A 16323-nucleotide genomic window follows, 5' to 3' on the forward strand; every position below is an offset into this window, starting at 1 on the left:
ACGTGCCCGACTCGGAACTGTTCATCGGGCTGGGACTTGCTGTCCTGGCCACCTTGAGCACCACTGCGAATGTCGCTCTCCGGCATTTCTCGCGCGTGCAGCTCGACGAGCGACTGGAGAGAACCGGGAGGGCGTCCCTGCTCGATCGACTGACCGAGCGCCGTGACGACCTCATCTTCTCCACCTCGGTCGTCCGCATCTGTTCGATTCTCGGGCTGGTCTTGCTGATTGCCCATGCCTTCGGCTTTGGCCCATCCGCCCACGCCCAGGCCGGCTACATCACAGTTTTCACGCTCTCGGTTCTGGTCGTCTTGGTTTTGGGTGTTGCCTTGCCCCACGCGTGGGCTCGGTACGCCGGCGACGGGTACCTGGCGGCGATCCTGCCGGCGTTGCTGCTTCTGCGCACGCTCCTCTTTCCCTTCCTGGCCATCCAGCATCTGTTCAACGGTCTGGTCCGCCGCTTGGCGGGTGTTCCGCTCGCCGACGAGGAAGAAGCCGAGGCTGACCAGATCGAGCAACAGATCCTGGGGGCGGTCAGCGAGGGCGAACTGGCAGGTGCCGTTCACGAAGAAGACGCCGAGATGATCCAGTCGGTGATGGGTCTTCGCGACAAGCACGTTGCCCAGATCATGACTCCCCGGACCGAGATGGTGGCCTTGCCGGCCAGCATCACGCTGGACGAGGCCAAGGAGTTCATCGCCCGCGAAGGGCACTCCCGCATCCCCATCTACGGCGACAGCCTCGACGACGTACGGGGCGTGTTGTACGCCAAGGATCTGCTCATGTTCACCGATCGCGACGAGTTCGAGCCGCTCGAGGCGATGCGGAAGGTGCCCTTCGTACCCGAGACCAAGCGCATTCCCGACCTATTGACCGAGCTGCGCGAGAAGAAGGTCCACCTGGCCATTGTCGTAGACGAGTACGGGGGGACTGCAGGCCTGGTGACGATCGAGGACATCATCGAGGAGATCGTGGGTGACATCGCCGACGAGTATGAGAACCCTGCGCCCGAGAGCATTCGCCACATCGACGACAAGACGGTGGAAGTCGATGCTCGCGTACACATTGACGAGCTGAACCACGAACTCGGCATCGAACTGCCCGAGGACAGGGACTACGACACAGTCGGTGGTTTCCTATTCAGTGAGATGGGCAAGATCCCGGCAGCGGGCGAAGAACTGAGCTTCCGCAACATCCGGTTCAGTGTCCTGGACGCCGAAGAGCGGAAGATCAACCGTCTGCGCATCCAGGTCGTGCCGGACGAGCCCGCTCACTGACGGCGGATACCCGGCCCATTTCCGCGAGAAAGGACACGCCTCATGAACCTGGTCCTCAGCGAACACGAGCGGCGAGTCATTGGCGTCCTCATGGAAAAGTCGATGGCCCAGCCGGAGTACTACCCTATGACGGCCAATGCCATTGTCGCCGCCTGTAACCAACGCAACAATCGCGATCCTATCATGGAGCTTGACGAGGTGGCGGTCAGTGCCACGCTGGATGCTCTTCGAAAGCGCGGACTGGTCGAGCAGATCCTGCCTGCCCCGGGTGCGCGAACCGACCGTTTCAGGCACAAGATCGATGTCTGCTTTGGCTGGGGCCCGCGTGAGCGGGCGATCGTGGCCGAGCTCTTGCTCCGGGGACCACAGACTCCGGGTGAGCTGCGTTCGCGCGGGTCGCGGCTCACGGCGTTCGAGAACCTCGATGCCGTCCACACCGTCCTGGAGGCATTGCGGACCTGCGATCCCCCGGTTGTCGCTCCCCTGCCTCGTGAGCCGGGACAGTCCGCCATCCGCTTCACCCACCTGTTCTACCCGGAAGGCGAGATACCGACGGTGGCCGGTGTAGTCCCAAACACCGGGCGGCACGAGAGCTGTGAGCCGCCGGGGATGGCGCGGCCTTCTCCGGAGCGGGTAGCTGGAACGACGTCGTCTGGCCGGACCGACCTGGCCCGACTCGAGGCCGAGCTGGCTGAATTGCGCAGTCATCTCCTACAGCTTGCGCGGCGGATTGAGGCCCTGGAGGCTGGCCGGAGCTCGTGACCGGGCGAGGTGGTCTTCCAGGGCGGTGGCGAAAGCTGGCATGTCTCGTGCCATTCCGGAGCGCCACGTTCCAGATACACGATGAAATAGAGCGTTTGCCCTGCTTTTCCTCAAGATTTGGAGTTGAAGCCGACGATCATGCCCTTTGGCCTCGCCGCGTCGAAAGCGGACCAGGGCCGTGGAGGCGTGGGGTTCATGCTGACGGTGGAGCCACCTGCCGGCCTGGACCGAGGAGCACAGTTTTGTTCGCCGATGCAGACATCCCGCCGGCCGCCCCGAAATCGCAGGATTCCGTGGTCATTTCTTTTGAGGAGTTCACGCGGCTCTTGGCGCTCATGCAGACCATGACCAGCACGATCGTTGAGCTCTACGTCTGGATGGCCACCGCTGGCCAGCGTGTCGATACCGATCGCCGTTGAGTTGTTACCCCAATACTGAGCCGGTACAATGACCCCTGCTGTCATGCATGTAGGCGATTGGCCGTAATGCACGCAGGCAAACTGTGATGTGCCCGGGCGATTAGCTCAGCTGGCTAGAGCGTCTCGCTTACACCGAGAAGGTCACTGGTTCGAGTCCGGTATCGCCCAATACCCCCACGTGACGCCAAGAACCAGCGCCAAACGAAGCCAATTCAGAATCAGCTGTGAGCCGGAGCGGTGGGAGCTGACCTCGTCCGAGCCTGGACCGCGGCGAGTCAAGCGGCAGGGCTATTAGGATTTCAAAGAGCTGGGAGGCGGACCGCAGGGATCGTCCTCCACACTCATATCACCTGTCCCGTCCCGGGCCAGGAAAGGTGATCAGCGGTCAACGGTCAGCAAGAGGAAACGGGTGGAACCCCTAGTCACCCGTGGCATGAGAACAGCATATCCCGCAAATCACGGAGCCTGCCCCTGTTACCCCTCTTCCGCCTCCTCACGTGGACTGCTTGACGGGGTGCACTTGCCAGCAAGCAGCCGATAGAGCCTGATTGAGATAGCATCGGAACTGCTTACGTACCAACGTTTGCTCTCGATAATACGCGTGAGCTGCCCAGTTTTCGGATCAACTATGCGCCCGTCACGCAGTGCAAGCGATTCGATTGGTATACCCCATTTGACCGAGAGATCCTCAACACGGAGAAGGACCGTAGGTGGCAATTCGCTCGTGGCAACCTGCCACTCGGTCTTCCCGTTCCAAGAGATCGCGCGCAGCAGACCAGCAGACTCCAAATCACTGAACCCGGTGGGCATCCTGCCGTGGGCCTGAACATACAGTTCCAGCACCACTCCGAGGATCACCCGGGTCCGGGACAACAACTGATACTTCGGCACAACAGGTAGCACAGACAGACCGAGCACCGCTACTACTACTACCAGTCCGACGACTGTGATACGACGCCCACGGCTCAATGGCTGGTCTCTCCGAGATCGTTGCAGTCGCCGTTTCTCCAATCGGCATTGCCTGCATCGATGACTCCTGCCGTTAGCCTCATGCCGTTCGGGGCAGAAGCCGTTAGGCCGCCTTCTCGCCTACCTTCCGCGGCCGGCCGACTGGGCGGAGGCTGCTTTCCAGACCCAATTTGACCGCCGTTCGACGCGTCCACGCTTCATCATCGTACGGCTGACCGCGTTGCAGGCAAGTGTGAAGCCGGTCCAGTTCCTTCTTGCTCTGCGGCTCGTTCACCAACCGCCGCCAGCGGCGTGGCCGATCCACAGGCCCATCATCCAGCAGTGCCGTTCCCTTGCCCAGCTTCCCCTCTCGGCAGGCCAGTGAACACCACACCCAAGCCTCCGCCCGCTTGACCAGCTTGGCCCGCAGGGCGTTCCGCTCCACGTGTCGGCACACGCTCAGGAAATGCTCGTTCGCCTGGATCGGGAAGCTCTTGAAGTGCGACTGGTACAGGTGCCCGTGGCCAGCTCTGTGGCGATGGGCGTGCCACCGCTGGGTGTGCGTCATGGTCAGCCACTGCATGAACCGCGAGAGATCCCCGTCCTTTCGCGGCCACAGCACCAGGTGGAAATGGTTGGGCATCAGGGCGTAGGCACAAACCCGCATCCCCGCCCGCTCCCGGGCCTCGGCCAGTACCCGCTCAAACGCCTCATAGTCCTTATCGTCGTCAAACAGGTTCAGCCCGGCTGGACCGCCGGTCCCCTGGTACGTCGACTTGGCGTGGGGGTCGTCTGTCTTGAGGTTTTTGGGGCGGGCAAGCGATTGGGTGACATGCGGAACCACGGCCAGCCGCTACCCCCCGTGGCCTGTGTCCGCGAGGGTGGGGCTGACCGAAAGGTGGCGCCGCAGCCAGCCGCGACTGCAGGCCGGCCATGTGGCCGGTGGGATTCTTGTGCGGTACGGGCGAGTTTCGCCGAGCAAGACGCCACTGGCCGGCACCCCCCGGCGGATGCAGGCTGGGAGATGAACCGAGCAGATCGGGACTTGCCTGTTCTTTGGGCTGACGGTATATTATCAGGTTGACGGTGGCATTTTCCCGGAGCATGTCTGAGGAGAGGAGGAAGATCATGAAGCGTCGTTTTCTGTGCGCGGCATCCTTGCTGGCCCTGATGTGCTCGGGGGCGGCTTTCGCGGCCGGTATCCACGTGGCCGTCGATATCGACAGCGCCCGCCGGTCCGGATCGGACACCTCCGGCACATTCGCTACCCAGAGTGGTTTTACGTCGTGGGACATGACCACGTTTGTTCGCACGCCCGACCCGTCGCTGACATTCGGTGACGTGAAGCTCGAGCTCTTTGGCTTCTCGGCCGACAACCAGAGCCGCGGCCGCGCGAAGGGTGGGGGTGGTGGCCCTTACGACGCCCTTCTCGCCGATTTTGTCTACAACGAAGGCGGCTCTAACCGGGCGGTCGCGCTCAGAATCACCGGCTTGGACGTCGGCACCTATGCGATGCAGAGTTGGCATTACGATTCGGAGATCACCGGGGAGAACTACATCCAGATCGAAGCTCGGAATCAGGGCGATTCCTCATCCACCGTTATCCTCGTGGATCAGCGCCCGTTCGGAGAGGAGCCTGCGTCTTTCACGTTCGATGTGACGGCTGCCGGGCAGGTTAAGGAGATTGTTTTCCGGGAGGACGATTTGGCCACAGTCACGGATCCGACCGACAGCAACCGGGCTCGTCTGAACGGTTTCACGCTAACACCCGAGCCGAGCTCGCTGATCCTGCTGCTTTTGGCGACCGGGGCCTTCTCGACTTGCCGGCGCCGGTAGGCGCCCGTCCCGGGCCCGGAGAAGGAGAAGCGGTCGGCGATCGGCCATCAGCAAGAGGGACGGGATGGCCCCCCTGGCCGGGGAGACGCGGGCCGCAGATCCTGCACAGACCAAGACACCACGGACAGCAGGAAAATCATCCTGACACTTTTTTCAGGGGGTGCCTCTGCGGTCTACGACGGGGGTGGACGGGCCGGCTTCCCGGCGCAGGGACTGGGGCTCGGCGAAGGAGACCCGGGCGTCGAGGTTGAGGACGTTCATCAGCCGATCGCTGATGCCGCGGCGGAGGGTTTCGAGCGTTCGGACCTCATCCAGGGAGGGAAACGCCTCGCACACTTCCACCTTAATCTCGAGCGTGTCCGCCCCGCCGACCCGATCGAGGATGATCTGGTAGTGGGGGCTCGCGCCCTCGACCTGGGCCAGGACCTGCTCGATCTGGGACGGGGTGAAGGCCACGCCGCGGAAGACCACGAGGTCGTCGGTGCGGCCGGAGACGCGGGCCATTCGGACGAAGGTTCGGCCGCAAGCGCAAGGCCGGTGATGGATCGAGGTCAGATCACCGGTTCGGTAGCGGATGAGCGGGAAGCCTTCCTTGGTGATGGTGGTCAGGACGAGCTCGCCTTTCTGGCCGGGGCCGAGGGGCTGAAGCGTTTTGGGATCGATGACCTCGACGATGAAGTGGTCCTCATTGATGTGCATGCCCTGCCGCGCGTGGCACTCTCCGGCCACGCCTGGTCCCATCAGAGCGGTCAGCCCGTAGGTGTCGGTTGCGACGATGCGGAGGCGTTCCTCGATCTGCCGTTGAAGCTGGTCGCTCCAGCGCTCGCCGCCGAAGAGGCCCAGCTTCAGACAGAGCCGTTCGGGATGAAGCCCCATCTGCTCGAGGCCCGAGGCGATGCTGAGGGCGTGGCTCGGCATGGTAATCAGCGCCGTGGTCTTGAAGTCCTTCATGACCGCGATTTGTTTTTCGACGCTGGCCGTCGAGGATGCGGGGATCACCGAGGCCCCGATCTGTTCGGCGCCTTGCTGGAAGCCGAAACCGCCGGGGAACAGGCCGTAATCGAGGGCGATCTGGACCACATCGTGCTCGGTGATGCCGGCCGCGGCCAGGACACGGGCGCTGCATTCGGTCCAGTTCCGCAGATCGTTCCTGGTGTAGCCGACGACGATGGGTGCGCCGCTCGCCGCCGCCCCGGAATGGATGCGGACGATATCGCGCAGTGGAACGGCGAACATGTCGTAGGGATAGCTCTTGCGCAGATCCTCGGGCGTGGTGAACGGGAGACCTGCCAGGGCCGGAAGGTCCCGGATTCGCTCCAGGTTGACGCAGTGGGTATCGAAGGCGTTGCGGTAGAAGGCGACGTTGCGGTACACCCGGTTCAGGGTCGACTGAAGCCGCTCGATCTGGAGTTGTTCCAGTTCATCGCGGCCCAGCGTTTCGCAGCCCGGATTGTGGAGTCGTGCATGGCTCATGGCCTCACCTCACTCGTCGATTCGCTCGTATTCCTTGCCCAAATACGCTCGCTGGACCTCCTGGTTGTCGGCCAGTTCCTGGGTGGTCCCTTCGAGGACAATCTGACCGGTCTCGATGACGTAGCCGCGGTCGGCCACGGCCAGGGCGGCCCGGGCGTTCTGTTCGACCAATAGGATCGTCAGTCCGTTGCGTTTCAGGCGAGCGACGGCCTGGTAGATGTCGCGGACCACGATGGGTGCAACGCCCAGCGAGGGTTCATCCATCATCAGGAGTTTTGGCCTGGACATCAGGGCTCGGCCGATGGCGAGCATCTGCTGCTGTCCGCCGGAGAGCGTTCCGGCGATCTGGCCGTGGCGTTCCTTGAGGATCGGGAACAGGGAGTGGACCTCCTCGAGGCTCGCAGTCACCTCCGCGGCGGACTGCTTCCTCCGGCGGAGGGCGTAGGCGCCGAGGATGAGGTTGTCTTTGACGGTGAGGGTGGGAAACACGTGACGGCCCTCGGGAACCAGCGAGCAGCCGGACTCGACGACGTTTTCCGGGGCACGGCCCTGAATTTCGTGTTTGTCGAATGATACCTTTCCCGATCGCGGTCTGATCACGCCGGCGACCGTCTTGAGAAGCGTGGTCTTGCCGGCGCCGTTGGCCCCGATGATGGCGACCGCCTCGCCCTGCGACACGTGCAGGGAGACGCCCTTCAGGACCCTGAGCGGGCCGTATCCTGCTTCAAGATTTGCCAGCCGCAGCATGATCGTCACCCAGATAGACGCGTATCACCTCCGGGTCGCGCTGAATGGCCCGGGGAGGTCCCTCCGCGATCTTGGCTCCTTGATCGAGAACCACGACGTCGTCCGAGATACTCATCACCAGGGACATGTCGTGCTCCACGACCAGACACGTGATGCCCCGATCCCGAATCCTGAGGATCAATCGGGAGAGGGCTTGCGTTTCGTAGATGTTCAGGCCGGCCGCCGGCTCATCGAGAAGCAGGATTCTCGGCTCGGTGGCCAGTGCTCTGGCGAACTCGACCAATCGTTGGCGGCCGAAGGAGAGGTTGGCGGCCGTTTCCCGGGCGTATTCTGTGAGATTAAGGTCGGCCAGGATCTCCATGGCCTTGCTCCGCACCTCGCGTTCCTCGCGCCAGGTATGGGGCAGGTTGAGCATTCCGGCGATGAAGCCGGACCGGGTCCGCGGATGGCGTCCCATCATGACGTTCTCGAGGACGGTCATGTGCGGGAACAGCTTGGTGGTCTGGAAGGTTCGGGCAATGCCTTGCGCGGCCACGGCGTGCGGTTTCCAGGCGGTGATCGATCGCCCGCGAAAGAGGACCTGGCCGCCGTTGGGTGGGATGGAGCCCGCGACGAGGTTGAACAGCGTGGTCTTGCCTGCGCCGTTGGGACCGATTACCGCCTTGATCATTCCTTGCGCGACCGTGAAACTCACGTCCTTGACGGCATGAAGGCCGCCGAAGTAGCGGTTCAGGTTTCGTGTTTCGAGGAGTGTCTCAGCCATGGGGCTTCCTCTGGAGCCGAGAACGAAGAGCCCGCCAGTTCGGCATGCGCAGAAGGCCTTCGGAGGCGAAGAGCATCATGACGATCAGGATGGCGCCGAAGACCAGGTCGTCGTAGGTACCGAACACGCCTCTCAGGGAGAGGAAGCTGAGCAGGACGCCCATCAGCATTGCGCCCCACAGGTTGGCCATTCCGCCGACGGCCACGATGGCCACGTAGCGCACGGACTTCATCACCGACACCTCGGAGGGTCCGATGCTTCCGTTGTAGTGGGTGAGGAGGATACCGCCCATGGCGGCGAAGAGAGCGCTCAGTACGAAGGTGGCCAGCTTGTAGCGGTAGGTATTGACGCCGAGTGAATGCGCGGCCTCCTCGTTCTCATGGATTGAGCGGAGCGCCCGGCCGACGCGTGAGTGGACCAAGTTGATGGCCAGCACGAGGGCGACCAGGGCGACCGTCCAGGCGATGTAGTAGTTCTGGACGCGGAAGGCCGCCCGCCCGTTGACCTCCAGGCCCCCGAAGAGCTGGAACGGCGGCACGTTGGAGATGCCGTCGGCCTGGCCGAAGACCTGGGCTCCTTGGACGATGCGATGGATGATCAAGCCGAACCCCAGGGTGGCCATAGCCAGGTAGTGCCCTTTCAGGCGGATGACGGGCACGCCGATCAGGAGGGCCACCAGGCCGGTCAGCACCAATGCGGTGATGCATGCCGGCCAGGGGGAGAAGCACAGCATGGGGTGGCCGTAGAGATCCTGCTTCTCAATGAGGAGTCCGACCGACCGGCACCAGCCGACCAGAGCGGCATCGTGGTAAGCGCTGAGGTTACAGGTGGTCATGACGGCGGCGGTGTAGCCGCCGACAGCGAAGAAACCGGCGTGTCCCAGCGAGGCTTGCCCGGCGTAGCCCATCAGCAGGCAGAGCCCGAGGACCACGAGGGCGTAATAGACCGACATCGTGACTTGGGTCATGTAGTAGGGTGCGTGGCTCGCGGACAGCGCGAACTGCAAGACCATCACGGCCACAGCGGCGGCGATGACAGGCCCGTACATGCGCAGGTGCTTGTTCATGCTCGCAAGGCACTCGTCTCTCGCCGAGCGAAAAGGCCGCTGGGTCTGAAGATCAGAACCAGCAGGAGAACCACAATGGACACGACTTCCTTGTAGGCAACCGGAAGCTGGCTGACCGCCAATGTTTCGAGCAGGCCGAGCAGCAGGCCGGCCACGACTGCGGCCATGCTGTTGCCCAGTCCCCCGAGTATGGCCACGGTGAAGCCCTTGATGGCCAGGGGGGCGCCCATGTCGTACTGCGTCTGGGTGAGTGGCGAGATCACGCAGCCGGCGAGGGCCCCGATGGCTGCGCTGAGCATGAACGACAAGGTGACCATCCGCGAGTCCTTGATACCGCAGAGCCTGGCGGCCATCCGGTCGTCCGCACAGGCTCGCATGGCTCGCCCGGTCAGCGTGAACCTGAAGAACAGCGTCAGGGCGGCGACGATCACGGTGCACACGCCCAGTACCCACAGCACCTGCGGCGAGATCCTCGCGCCCATCAGGCCGATGGTGGACAGCGACGATCCCGTGAAATAGGGCAAGCCGCGGACCTGCTCATCCCAGACGTGCAGCATGCCCTCGCGGAGCAGGATAGAGACGCCGATGGTGATCACGATCAGGCGAAGCACGGAAGCATCGCGGACCCGCCGGATGAACACCAGTTCGATCAGGCCGCCCAGGACAGCCGTGATCGCCACCGCCAGCAGGACCGCCACCGGAAGAGGCATGTAGTGGTTAAAGCTGACCGCGGTCATCGCCCCGACGATGAGGAACTCTCCCTGGGCGAAGTTGATGATGCCTGTCGCGCTGTAAATGATATTGAACCCGATGGCAACGATGGCATAGACGCTGCCGACGGTGATTCCGGCGAGGCAATACTGCAGCACCTGGGTGAAGTCCACCTGCGGTCCACTCCTCTATTCTGGGCCCTAAGCGGCTACTTCCTGTAGGTGGCGAACTTGCCGTCCTTGACGGTCAGCAGCTCGAAGGCGTCCATCCCGAGGCCGTTGTGGTCCTCGGCCGACATCTTGAACACGCCGGCCGTGCCGACCACGTCCTTGAGCGTCTCAAGTGCGTCGCGGACCTTCTTGCGATCGGCACTGCCGGCCTTCTTGACCGCCTCAGTGAGCAACAGCATGGCGTCATACGCGTGGCCGCCGAAGGTGCTCGCATCTTCCTTGAACTTGCCCTCGTAGTCCTTCTTGTAGGTCATGAGGACTTTCTTCTGGGCATGCTTGTCGGGAAGCGTGTCGGCGACCAGCAACCGGCCCGCGGGGAAGAGAGTCCCGTTGGCGGCCTCTCCGCTGGCCTGGGCGTACTTGATGTTGCCGAAGCCGTGACTCTGGAACAGGGGTACGTCCAGACCGATTTGCTTCATGGTCTTGGCCACCAGCCCTTGTGCAGGAACGATGGACCAGTTGATCACGGCCTGGACTTGGCGGCCTTTGAGCTTGGTCAGGACGCCGGTGAGGTCCGTTTCCTGCTTGTCATAGGCTTCCGAAATGACCACGGTGATGCCGAAGTCGCCCGCGAGTTTCTCGAGCTGGGCCTTGCCGGCCATCCCGAAACCATCGTTGCTGGTGATCACGCCCACCTTGGTGAGCCCTTTTTCCTTCATGGTCTTGTAGATCCACCTGGCGGCGTCGCTGTCCTTCTGGGGGGTTTTGAAGACGTAACTGGCGACGGGGCTGACGATTGTCTCGGCGGCGGCGCAGGACAGGAGAATCGTCTCGCCTTCCTGGCAGATGTTCTTGATGGCCATGGTTTCGCCGCTGGTCGACGGCCCGATGATGGCCAGGACCTTCTCTTCCTCGATGAGCTGCTTGGTCATCGAGATGGCGCTTTCGGGCTTGCCGCCGGTGTCCTTGATGATGAGTTGGATTTTCCGGCCATTGATGCCTCCCGCGTCGTTGATTTTCTGTACGAACATTTCGGCTGTCTTGGCCTCTGGTGCCCCCAGGAATGATGCGGGGCCGGTGACGGAGAAGACCGCTCCCACTTTAATGGGCGGGGCGTCGGCCGCGGAGGCAGAATGCGCGATGCCCATGCTGAGTCCCATGGCCAGCGCGACGCATAGAATCCCCCGGTTTCCTGTGTTCATGGATCGTCTCCCTTTCTTGATTGTCCCAGCCGAGGCTGGGGAACGCGAAGCGGGCCTTTCCGTCTCCGGCGGCGGGTGGCCTCTTCGCGAGAGTTAATCTGTTGCCAGGGCGAACTTGCCGTCCCTGACGGTCAGCATCTCGAACGCATCGATGGTCAGGCCGCTGTGATCCTCGGCCGAGAAGTTGAAGATTCCGGCCGTTCCGACGATGCCCTTGAGGTTCTCGATGGCGTCCCGGACCTTCTCGCCATCCGTGCTTCCGGCCTTCTTGATGGCCTCGGTCAGGATGAGCAGGGCATCGTAGGGATGGCCGCCGAACGTGCTTGCGTCCTCCTTGAACTTGCCTTCGTAGTCGGTTTTGTAGGCCATCAGGAGGGCCTTTTGGGGGTGGTCGGCCGGGAGGACGTCGGCCACGAGGATCCGGCCGCACGGCAGGAGCGTACCGTTGACGGCCTCGCCGCCGGCCTGAGCGTACTTGATGTTACCGAAGCCGTGGCTCTGGTAGAGCGGAACGTCGAAGCCAATCTGTTTCATATTCTTGGCGACGAGACTCTGGGCGGGAACGATTGACCAGTTGACCACGGCCTGGACCTGCTGGCCCTTCAGCTTGGTCAGGACGTTGGTGAGATCCGTTTCCTGTTTGTCGTAGGCTTCCGAGATCACCACGGTGATGTCGAAGTCACCGGCCAGCTTCTCCAGCTGGGCCTTGCCGGCCATGCCAAAACCGTCATTGCTGGCAATCACGCCGACTTTCGAGATTCCCTTGGCCTTCATCGTCTTGTAGATGAGTCGCGCGGCGTCGCTGTCCTGAGGTGCGACCTTGAAGACGTAGCTGGCGACCGGTTTGGCGATGGTCTCGGCCGCGGCACAGGAAATCAGGATTGTCTTGGCTTCCTGGCACAGGTTCTTGATGGCCAGCGTTTCGCCGCTGGTCGACGGCCCGATGATGGCCAGGACCTTCTCTTCATCGATCAGTTGCTTGGCGAGTGACAGGGCATTTTCCGGTTTGCTTCCGGAGTCCTTGACGATAAGCTGGATCTTGTGGCCGTTGACGCCGCCCGCGGCGTTCATCTTGTCAACCAGCATGGTTGCCGTTCGTTCCTCGGGAATCCCCAGGAAGGACGCCGGGCCGCTGATCGCGAAGATGGCTCCGACCTTGATGGGATCGCCCTCGGTCGACCTGGCTCCCGCAGGCGCGGAGGCGCTCGACGATGGACTGCCCGGCTCCTTGCAGCCCGTCAGGCAGACCGCGAAGCATGCAACCAAACCCAGTAGTGCCACAAGTCGTCTGTTCATGGAAGCCGTCCTTTCTGAACTAAGTGCATCACAGGTTCTGAATAGCGTCCTCCGGGAGAATAGGGATCGCGTTCTTCCTCATGGTTTCCGCGGCCTGGGCCGCATTGTCGATCTTCAGGACCACGATGGCCGTATCCACGTTCTTCCGGAAGAACGTGTACATGTACTCGATATTGACGTTGTCACGATCGAAGACCTCGATGATACGATGCAGGCCGCCGGGTTCGTCCTGGATTTCCACCGCAATCACGTCGGCTTCCTGCACGGCGAAACCGTGGTCCCGGAGTGCCTGGAGGCAACGGAGGCGATCGTCGACGATGAGCCGCAGCACCCCGAGGTCGGGCATGTCGGCCAGGGACATGGCTCGGATGTTGATCTTGTGTTCGGCCAGCAGGCGAGTTACCTCGGCCAACCTGCCCCTCCGGTTCTCGATAAACACGCACAACTGCTTGGTGTACATGGCGTCCTATCCGGCGGAACCTGACCCGGCCCCAGATGATACCTTACCCGCAAAGGGCCTTGCGGACAAGTAGGACTGAAACCCGTTACCGACAATCGAGCGATGTGGCCAGGCCCGGGCTCGCGATCGCGGGTGCCGCCGGCACGGAGGCAGAGGGCGTCTGGGGCGGTCTGCACGATCCGGTTGCCCACTCGATGTCTGGCGGAACGGCCCGCGAAAACGCTCCGCGGCACTCCTGGTATAGTCCGAGTACCGGCGAGGACGCGAGGCGTCGCCCAGGCTTTGGCCCTGGAGTCTCCGAGAAGGGGATTCAGGTTCGATCCCATTTCAGAACTGCGCCGGTGCTGGCGCTGGTCGCCATGGCGGTGTACTTCGCGAGGTAACCGCTCTTGTATCGTGGCTCGGGGGCCTTCCAGTCTTTCCTTCGCTTGGCGAGGTCGGTCTGGGAGAGCCTGGCGTTGAGCTTTCGGCCGGGAATGTCAATTTCGATGATGTCGCCGTTCCGCAGCAGGGCGATCGCCCCGCCTCGAGCCGCCTCCGGACTGACGTGGCCGATGCACGCACCGGCCGTACCTCCGCTGAAGCGCCCGTCGGTGATGAGGGCCACCGATTTCGCCAGCTCCGGGTTGCCCTTGATGTAGCTGGTCGGGGCGAGCATCTCCTGCATTCCCGGCCCACCCTTGGGGCCTTCGTAACGGATCACCACCACGTCGCCCGGTTTCACCTTGCCGGCCAGGATGCCCGCGCAAGCCTCTTCCTGGCTTTCGAAGATGACCGCCGGACCGCTGTGCACGAGCATCTCCTTGTCTACCCCGGCGGTCTTGACCACCGCCCCCTCCAGGGCAATGTTCCCGTACAGGACGCTCAGGCCGCCTTCCTGCGAATAGGCCGCTGGCACGGTTCGAATGCAATCGGTGGGTTCGAACTGTTTGGCTGCGAGCGTGGTCAGCACCCCCGCCCCGCCCTTGCCGGCATGATCGGTAAACTTGCTCAGTTCGCTTCGGGTGGCGGTACTGATGCCGTCCAGGCGCACCGTCTGACCCCTGAAGCGGATATCGTGGGCTCGGATGTTCTCCCCGATGGTTTTTCCCGTGACGGTCGTGCACTTCTCGTTGACCAGGCCGCTCTTGCCCCGCACCAGTTCGCCAAGAATGGTCATGATGCCGCCGGCAGCGTGGCAGTCCTCGATGTGGTACAAGCGCCCGTTATCACCCGACGAAGGGGCCAGCTTGCACAGGTTCGGCGTCTGCCGGGAGACGCTGTCGATGTCTTTCAGGGTGAACGCGACGCCCGCCTCCTGGGCTACGGCCAGGACATGGAGGACGGTGTTTGTCGAGCCGCCCATGGCCATGTCCAGGATCATCGCGTTCTCGAACGCCTGGCGGGTCATGATCTCCCTGGGCAGGGGTCCGCCGGCCCTGGCCATCTCGACGATCCGCCTGGCCGCCTCCCGGTAGAGTGTCTTGCGGTCTTCACTGGTTGCCAGAGTCGTGCCGTTGCCGGGCAGGGCCATGCCCAGCGCCTCCGCGAGGCAGTTCATACTGTTGGCGGTGAACATCCCAGAGCAGCTGCCGCAGGTCGGGCAGGCGTTGTTTTCAATGTCGCGGACCTGGTCCTCGCTCATCAGCCCCGCGGTGTGCTGGCTGACCGCGTAGAAGGCGCTAATGAGATCCACCTTCTTGCCCTCGGACGTGCGTCCCGCTTCCATCGGGCCGCCACTGACGAAGATGGCCGGGATATTGCACCGCGCGGCGGCCATCATCATGCCGGGTACGATCTTGTCGCAGTTGGGGATGCAGACCATCGCATCGAACCGATGAGCCTCGATCATTGATTCCACGCTGTCGGCGATGAGTTCCCGGCTGGGCAGCGAGAACTTCATTCCCAGGTGTCCCATCGCGATGCCGTCGTCGATTCCGATGGTGTTGAAGATGAACGGTACGCCGCCTGCCTCGCGGACGGCTTCCTTGACGAAGTAGCCGACCTTGTCCAGGTGGGCGTGGCCGGGAATGATCTCAACAAACGAGTTGACGATCGCGATGAACGGCTTGTCGATGTCCGCATCGGTGAAATTGCCTGTGGCCTTCAGCAGGCTTCGGTGCGGCGCCCGCTCGATTCCCCGCTTGACCAGATCACTGCGCATGGCTGTTCCTTTCTTGACTACCGGGACTATGAACCCATCCTCAGCCCTGCGCGCCTGGTCTCCAGCTGGTCTGCTCGATGGGCGAGGAGGCGGCTTCCAGGCAATAATATAGCCCGTCTTGGATCGCGTTTCGAGAGCCTTTCCGCAACCGAGCCTTGGGATGGTCGGTATCAGCTTGTAGACATCCCGGCCGCACGACAGACCACCCTTGTTCAAAGGAGCCCATCATGTCCTGTCGAACGATCGTTCTCCTGGTCTTCTGCACGATCCTCACCGGCGTCCTGGTCTTGGCTCTTCATGCCCAGGAGCGGCCGGTGCCACCCGACCCTCCCCGGGAGAGCCGGTCGCGTTCCGAAACTCCGGTGATTCGTGCCACGGCCGTGTCGCCCGGGCAAACCGCTCAGAGCCGGCGTTCGCCCGGCCCTCCGGCTTCCGCCGCACCGTCTCAACCCACGCGGCTCCAGATCGACATCTTCGAACTGGCCTGCACCAGTGAGATGCTTGCTGCCCTGCACCTGGACAGCATTATCGCCAAGAACCCTGTTCCGCCCGAGATGCTGGTCCGCCTGACCAAAATGGGCAAAGCGCGGCTGTTGCTCCGCGCGGACAGCACCGTAGATTTGGGAGCCTCCGCCACGCTGATGCAGAACCAGAAGGTACCCGTGGTGCGGGACGTTGTCGTCAACAAGGAAGGGAAGGCCGTGCAAAATGTCTCCTACGAAAGCATTGGCCTGACCACGGATACCCGTGGCCGTTGGCGGGAGGACAAGCCCGATCGCGCCGACCTCTCCTTCAAGCTGGAGCTCTGCAGCACAGTAGCCGGGGCGACTGAAACCGCTTCGGGCGTCAAGCCCCCGGTTCTCGCCAATCTCTCCACGAGTGGAAGCCTCATGGCGGTCAGCGGGGTGCCGGTCTGGACGATGGCCAGTAGTCTGGCTCTCGACGACGACCAGGCCACGATCACCGTCACGCTCATCCGATTGACGGTAACTCGCCTGGAGCAATGACACCGGATCAGGGGCCGTCATGCTCGCAGTAGGCGATCTGGGT

The 16323-nt window shown here is 62.8% G+C and carries 15 protein-coding genes and 1 tRNA gene; 6 read left to right on the forward strand and 10 right to left on the reverse strand.

All coding sequences use genetic code 11. The features are described 5' to 3' along the window. Nucleotides 1–2 precede the first annotated feature (2 nt). From KA354_07565 to KA354_07580, 4 genes are all read left to right on the forward strand, one after another. Nucleotides 3–1277 (forward strand): HlyC/CorC family transporter, encoded by a 1275-nt coding sequence (locus tag KA354_07565; GenBank protein MBP7934493.1) that lies wholly within the window; start codon nt 3–5, stop codon nt 1275–1277. A 42-nt stretch (nt 1278–1319) separates the two neighbouring features. Beyond that, nucleotides 1320–2039, forward strand: coding sequence for a YceH family protein (locus tag KA354_07570; GenBank protein ID MBP7934494.1), 720 nt, complete (start codon nt 1320–1322; stop codon nt 2037–2039). A 242-nt stretch (nt 2040–2281) separates the two neighbouring features. Beyond that, nucleotides 2282–2458 carry a hypothetical protein gene (locus KA354_07575; GenBank protein MBP7934495.1) on the forward strand — a complete coding sequence of 59 codons (177 nt, stop codon included), beginning with the start codon at nt 2282–2284 and terminating at the stop codon, nt 2456–2458. Nucleotides 2459–2552: 94 nt separating this feature from the next. Beyond that, nucleotides 2553–2626: transfer RNA gene (locus KA354_07580), tRNA-Val, on the forward strand. Nucleotides 2627–3530: 904 nt separating this feature from the next. Here the strand turns inward: KA354_07580 and KA354_07585 are convergent. Next, complete coding sequence (locus KA354_07585) at nt 3531–4148, reverse strand: transposase (GenBank protein ID MBP7934496.1); 618 nt, start codon at nt 4146–4148, stop codon at nt 3531–3533. Between the two features lie 386 nt (nt 4149–4534). Between KA354_07585 and KA354_07590 the strand changes: the two genes are divergently transcribed. Beyond that, nucleotides 4535–5242 (forward strand): PEP-CTERM sorting domain-containing protein, encoded by a 708-nt coding sequence (locus KA354_07590; protein ID MBP7934497.1) that lies wholly within the window; start codon nt 4535–4537, stop codon nt 5240–5242. A gap of 153 nt (nt 5243–5395) precedes the next feature. Here the strand turns inward: KA354_07590 and KA354_07595 are convergent, their stop codons facing one another. The 9 genes from KA354_07595 to ilvD form a co-directional block, all read right to left on the reverse strand. Further along, the gene (locus tag KA354_07595) at nt 5396–6715 is read right to left on the reverse strand and encodes a phenylacetate--CoA ligase (protein MBP7934498.1); all 1320 of its coding nucleotides are present in this window, start codon (nt 6713–6715) and stop codon (nt 5396–5398) included. A gap of 9 nt (nt 6716–6724) precedes the next feature. After that, nucleotides 6725–7462 carry an ABC transporter ATP-binding protein gene (locus tag KA354_07600; protein ID MBP7934499.1) on the reverse strand — a complete coding sequence of 246 codons (738 nt, stop codon included), beginning with the start codon at nt 7460–7462 and terminating at the stop codon, nt 6725–6727. Then, nucleotides 7440–8225, reverse strand: a complete 786-nt coding sequence (locus KA354_07605) for an ABC transporter ATP-binding protein (GenBank protein MBP7934500.1) — start codon at nt 8223–8225, stop codon at nt 7440–7442. Before KA354_07605 ends, KA354_07600 begins: the two co-directional genes overlap by 23 nt. Further along, nucleotides 8218–9291 (reverse strand): branched-chain amino acid ABC transporter permease, encoded by a 1074-nt coding sequence (locus KA354_07610; GenBank protein ID MBP7934501.1) that lies wholly within the window; start codon nt 9289–9291, stop codon nt 8218–8220. Before KA354_07610 ends, KA354_07605 begins: the two co-directional genes overlap by 8 nt. Further along, complete coding sequence (locus KA354_07615) at nt 9288–10175, reverse strand: branched-chain amino acid ABC transporter permease (protein ID MBP7934502.1); 888 nt, start codon at nt 10173–10175, stop codon at nt 9288–9290. The genes KA354_07610 and KA354_07615 overlap by 4 nt, the downstream gene beginning before the upstream one ends. Nucleotides 10176–10210: 35 nt before the next feature. Continuing rightward, nucleotides 10211–11332 carry an ABC transporter substrate-binding protein gene (locus tag KA354_07620; GenBank protein MBP7934503.1) on the reverse strand — a complete coding sequence of 374 codons (1122 nt, stop codon included), beginning with the start codon at nt 11330–11332 and terminating at the stop codon, nt 10211–10213. Nucleotides 11333–11467: 135 nt separating this feature from the next. Then, entirely contained in the window at nt 11468–12670 is a 1203-nt protein-coding gene (locus tag KA354_07625) for an ABC transporter substrate-binding protein (protein MBP7934504.1), read from the reverse strand. A gap of 28 nt (nt 12671–12698) precedes the next feature. Then, nucleotides 12699–13130: an ACT domain-containing protein gene (locus KA354_07630; GenBank protein ID MBP7934505.1), complete on the reverse strand. Its 432-nt coding sequence runs from the start codon at nt 13128–13130 to the stop codon at nt 12699–12701. Between the two features lie 310 nt (nt 13131–13440). Then, nucleotides 13441–15273 (reverse strand): dihydroxy-acid dehydratase, encoded by a 1833-nt coding sequence (gene ilvD, locus KA354_07635; protein MBP7934506.1) that lies wholly within the window; start codon nt 15271–15273, stop codon nt 13441–13443. 227 nt (nt 15274–15500) lie between these two features. Here ilvD and KA354_07640 point away from each other — a divergent pair, with 227 nt between their 5' ends. Next, nucleotides 15501–16280, forward strand: coding sequence for a hypothetical protein (locus KA354_07640; GenBank protein ID MBP7934507.1), 780 nt, complete (start codon nt 15501–15503; stop codon nt 16278–16280). The last annotated feature ends 43 nt before the right edge of the window (nt 16281–16323 follow it).

Source organism: Phycisphaerae bacterium, from assembly GCA_018003015.1.
Classification (GTDB): Bacteria; Planctomycetota; Phycisphaerae; order UBA1845; family PWPN01; genus JAGNEZ01.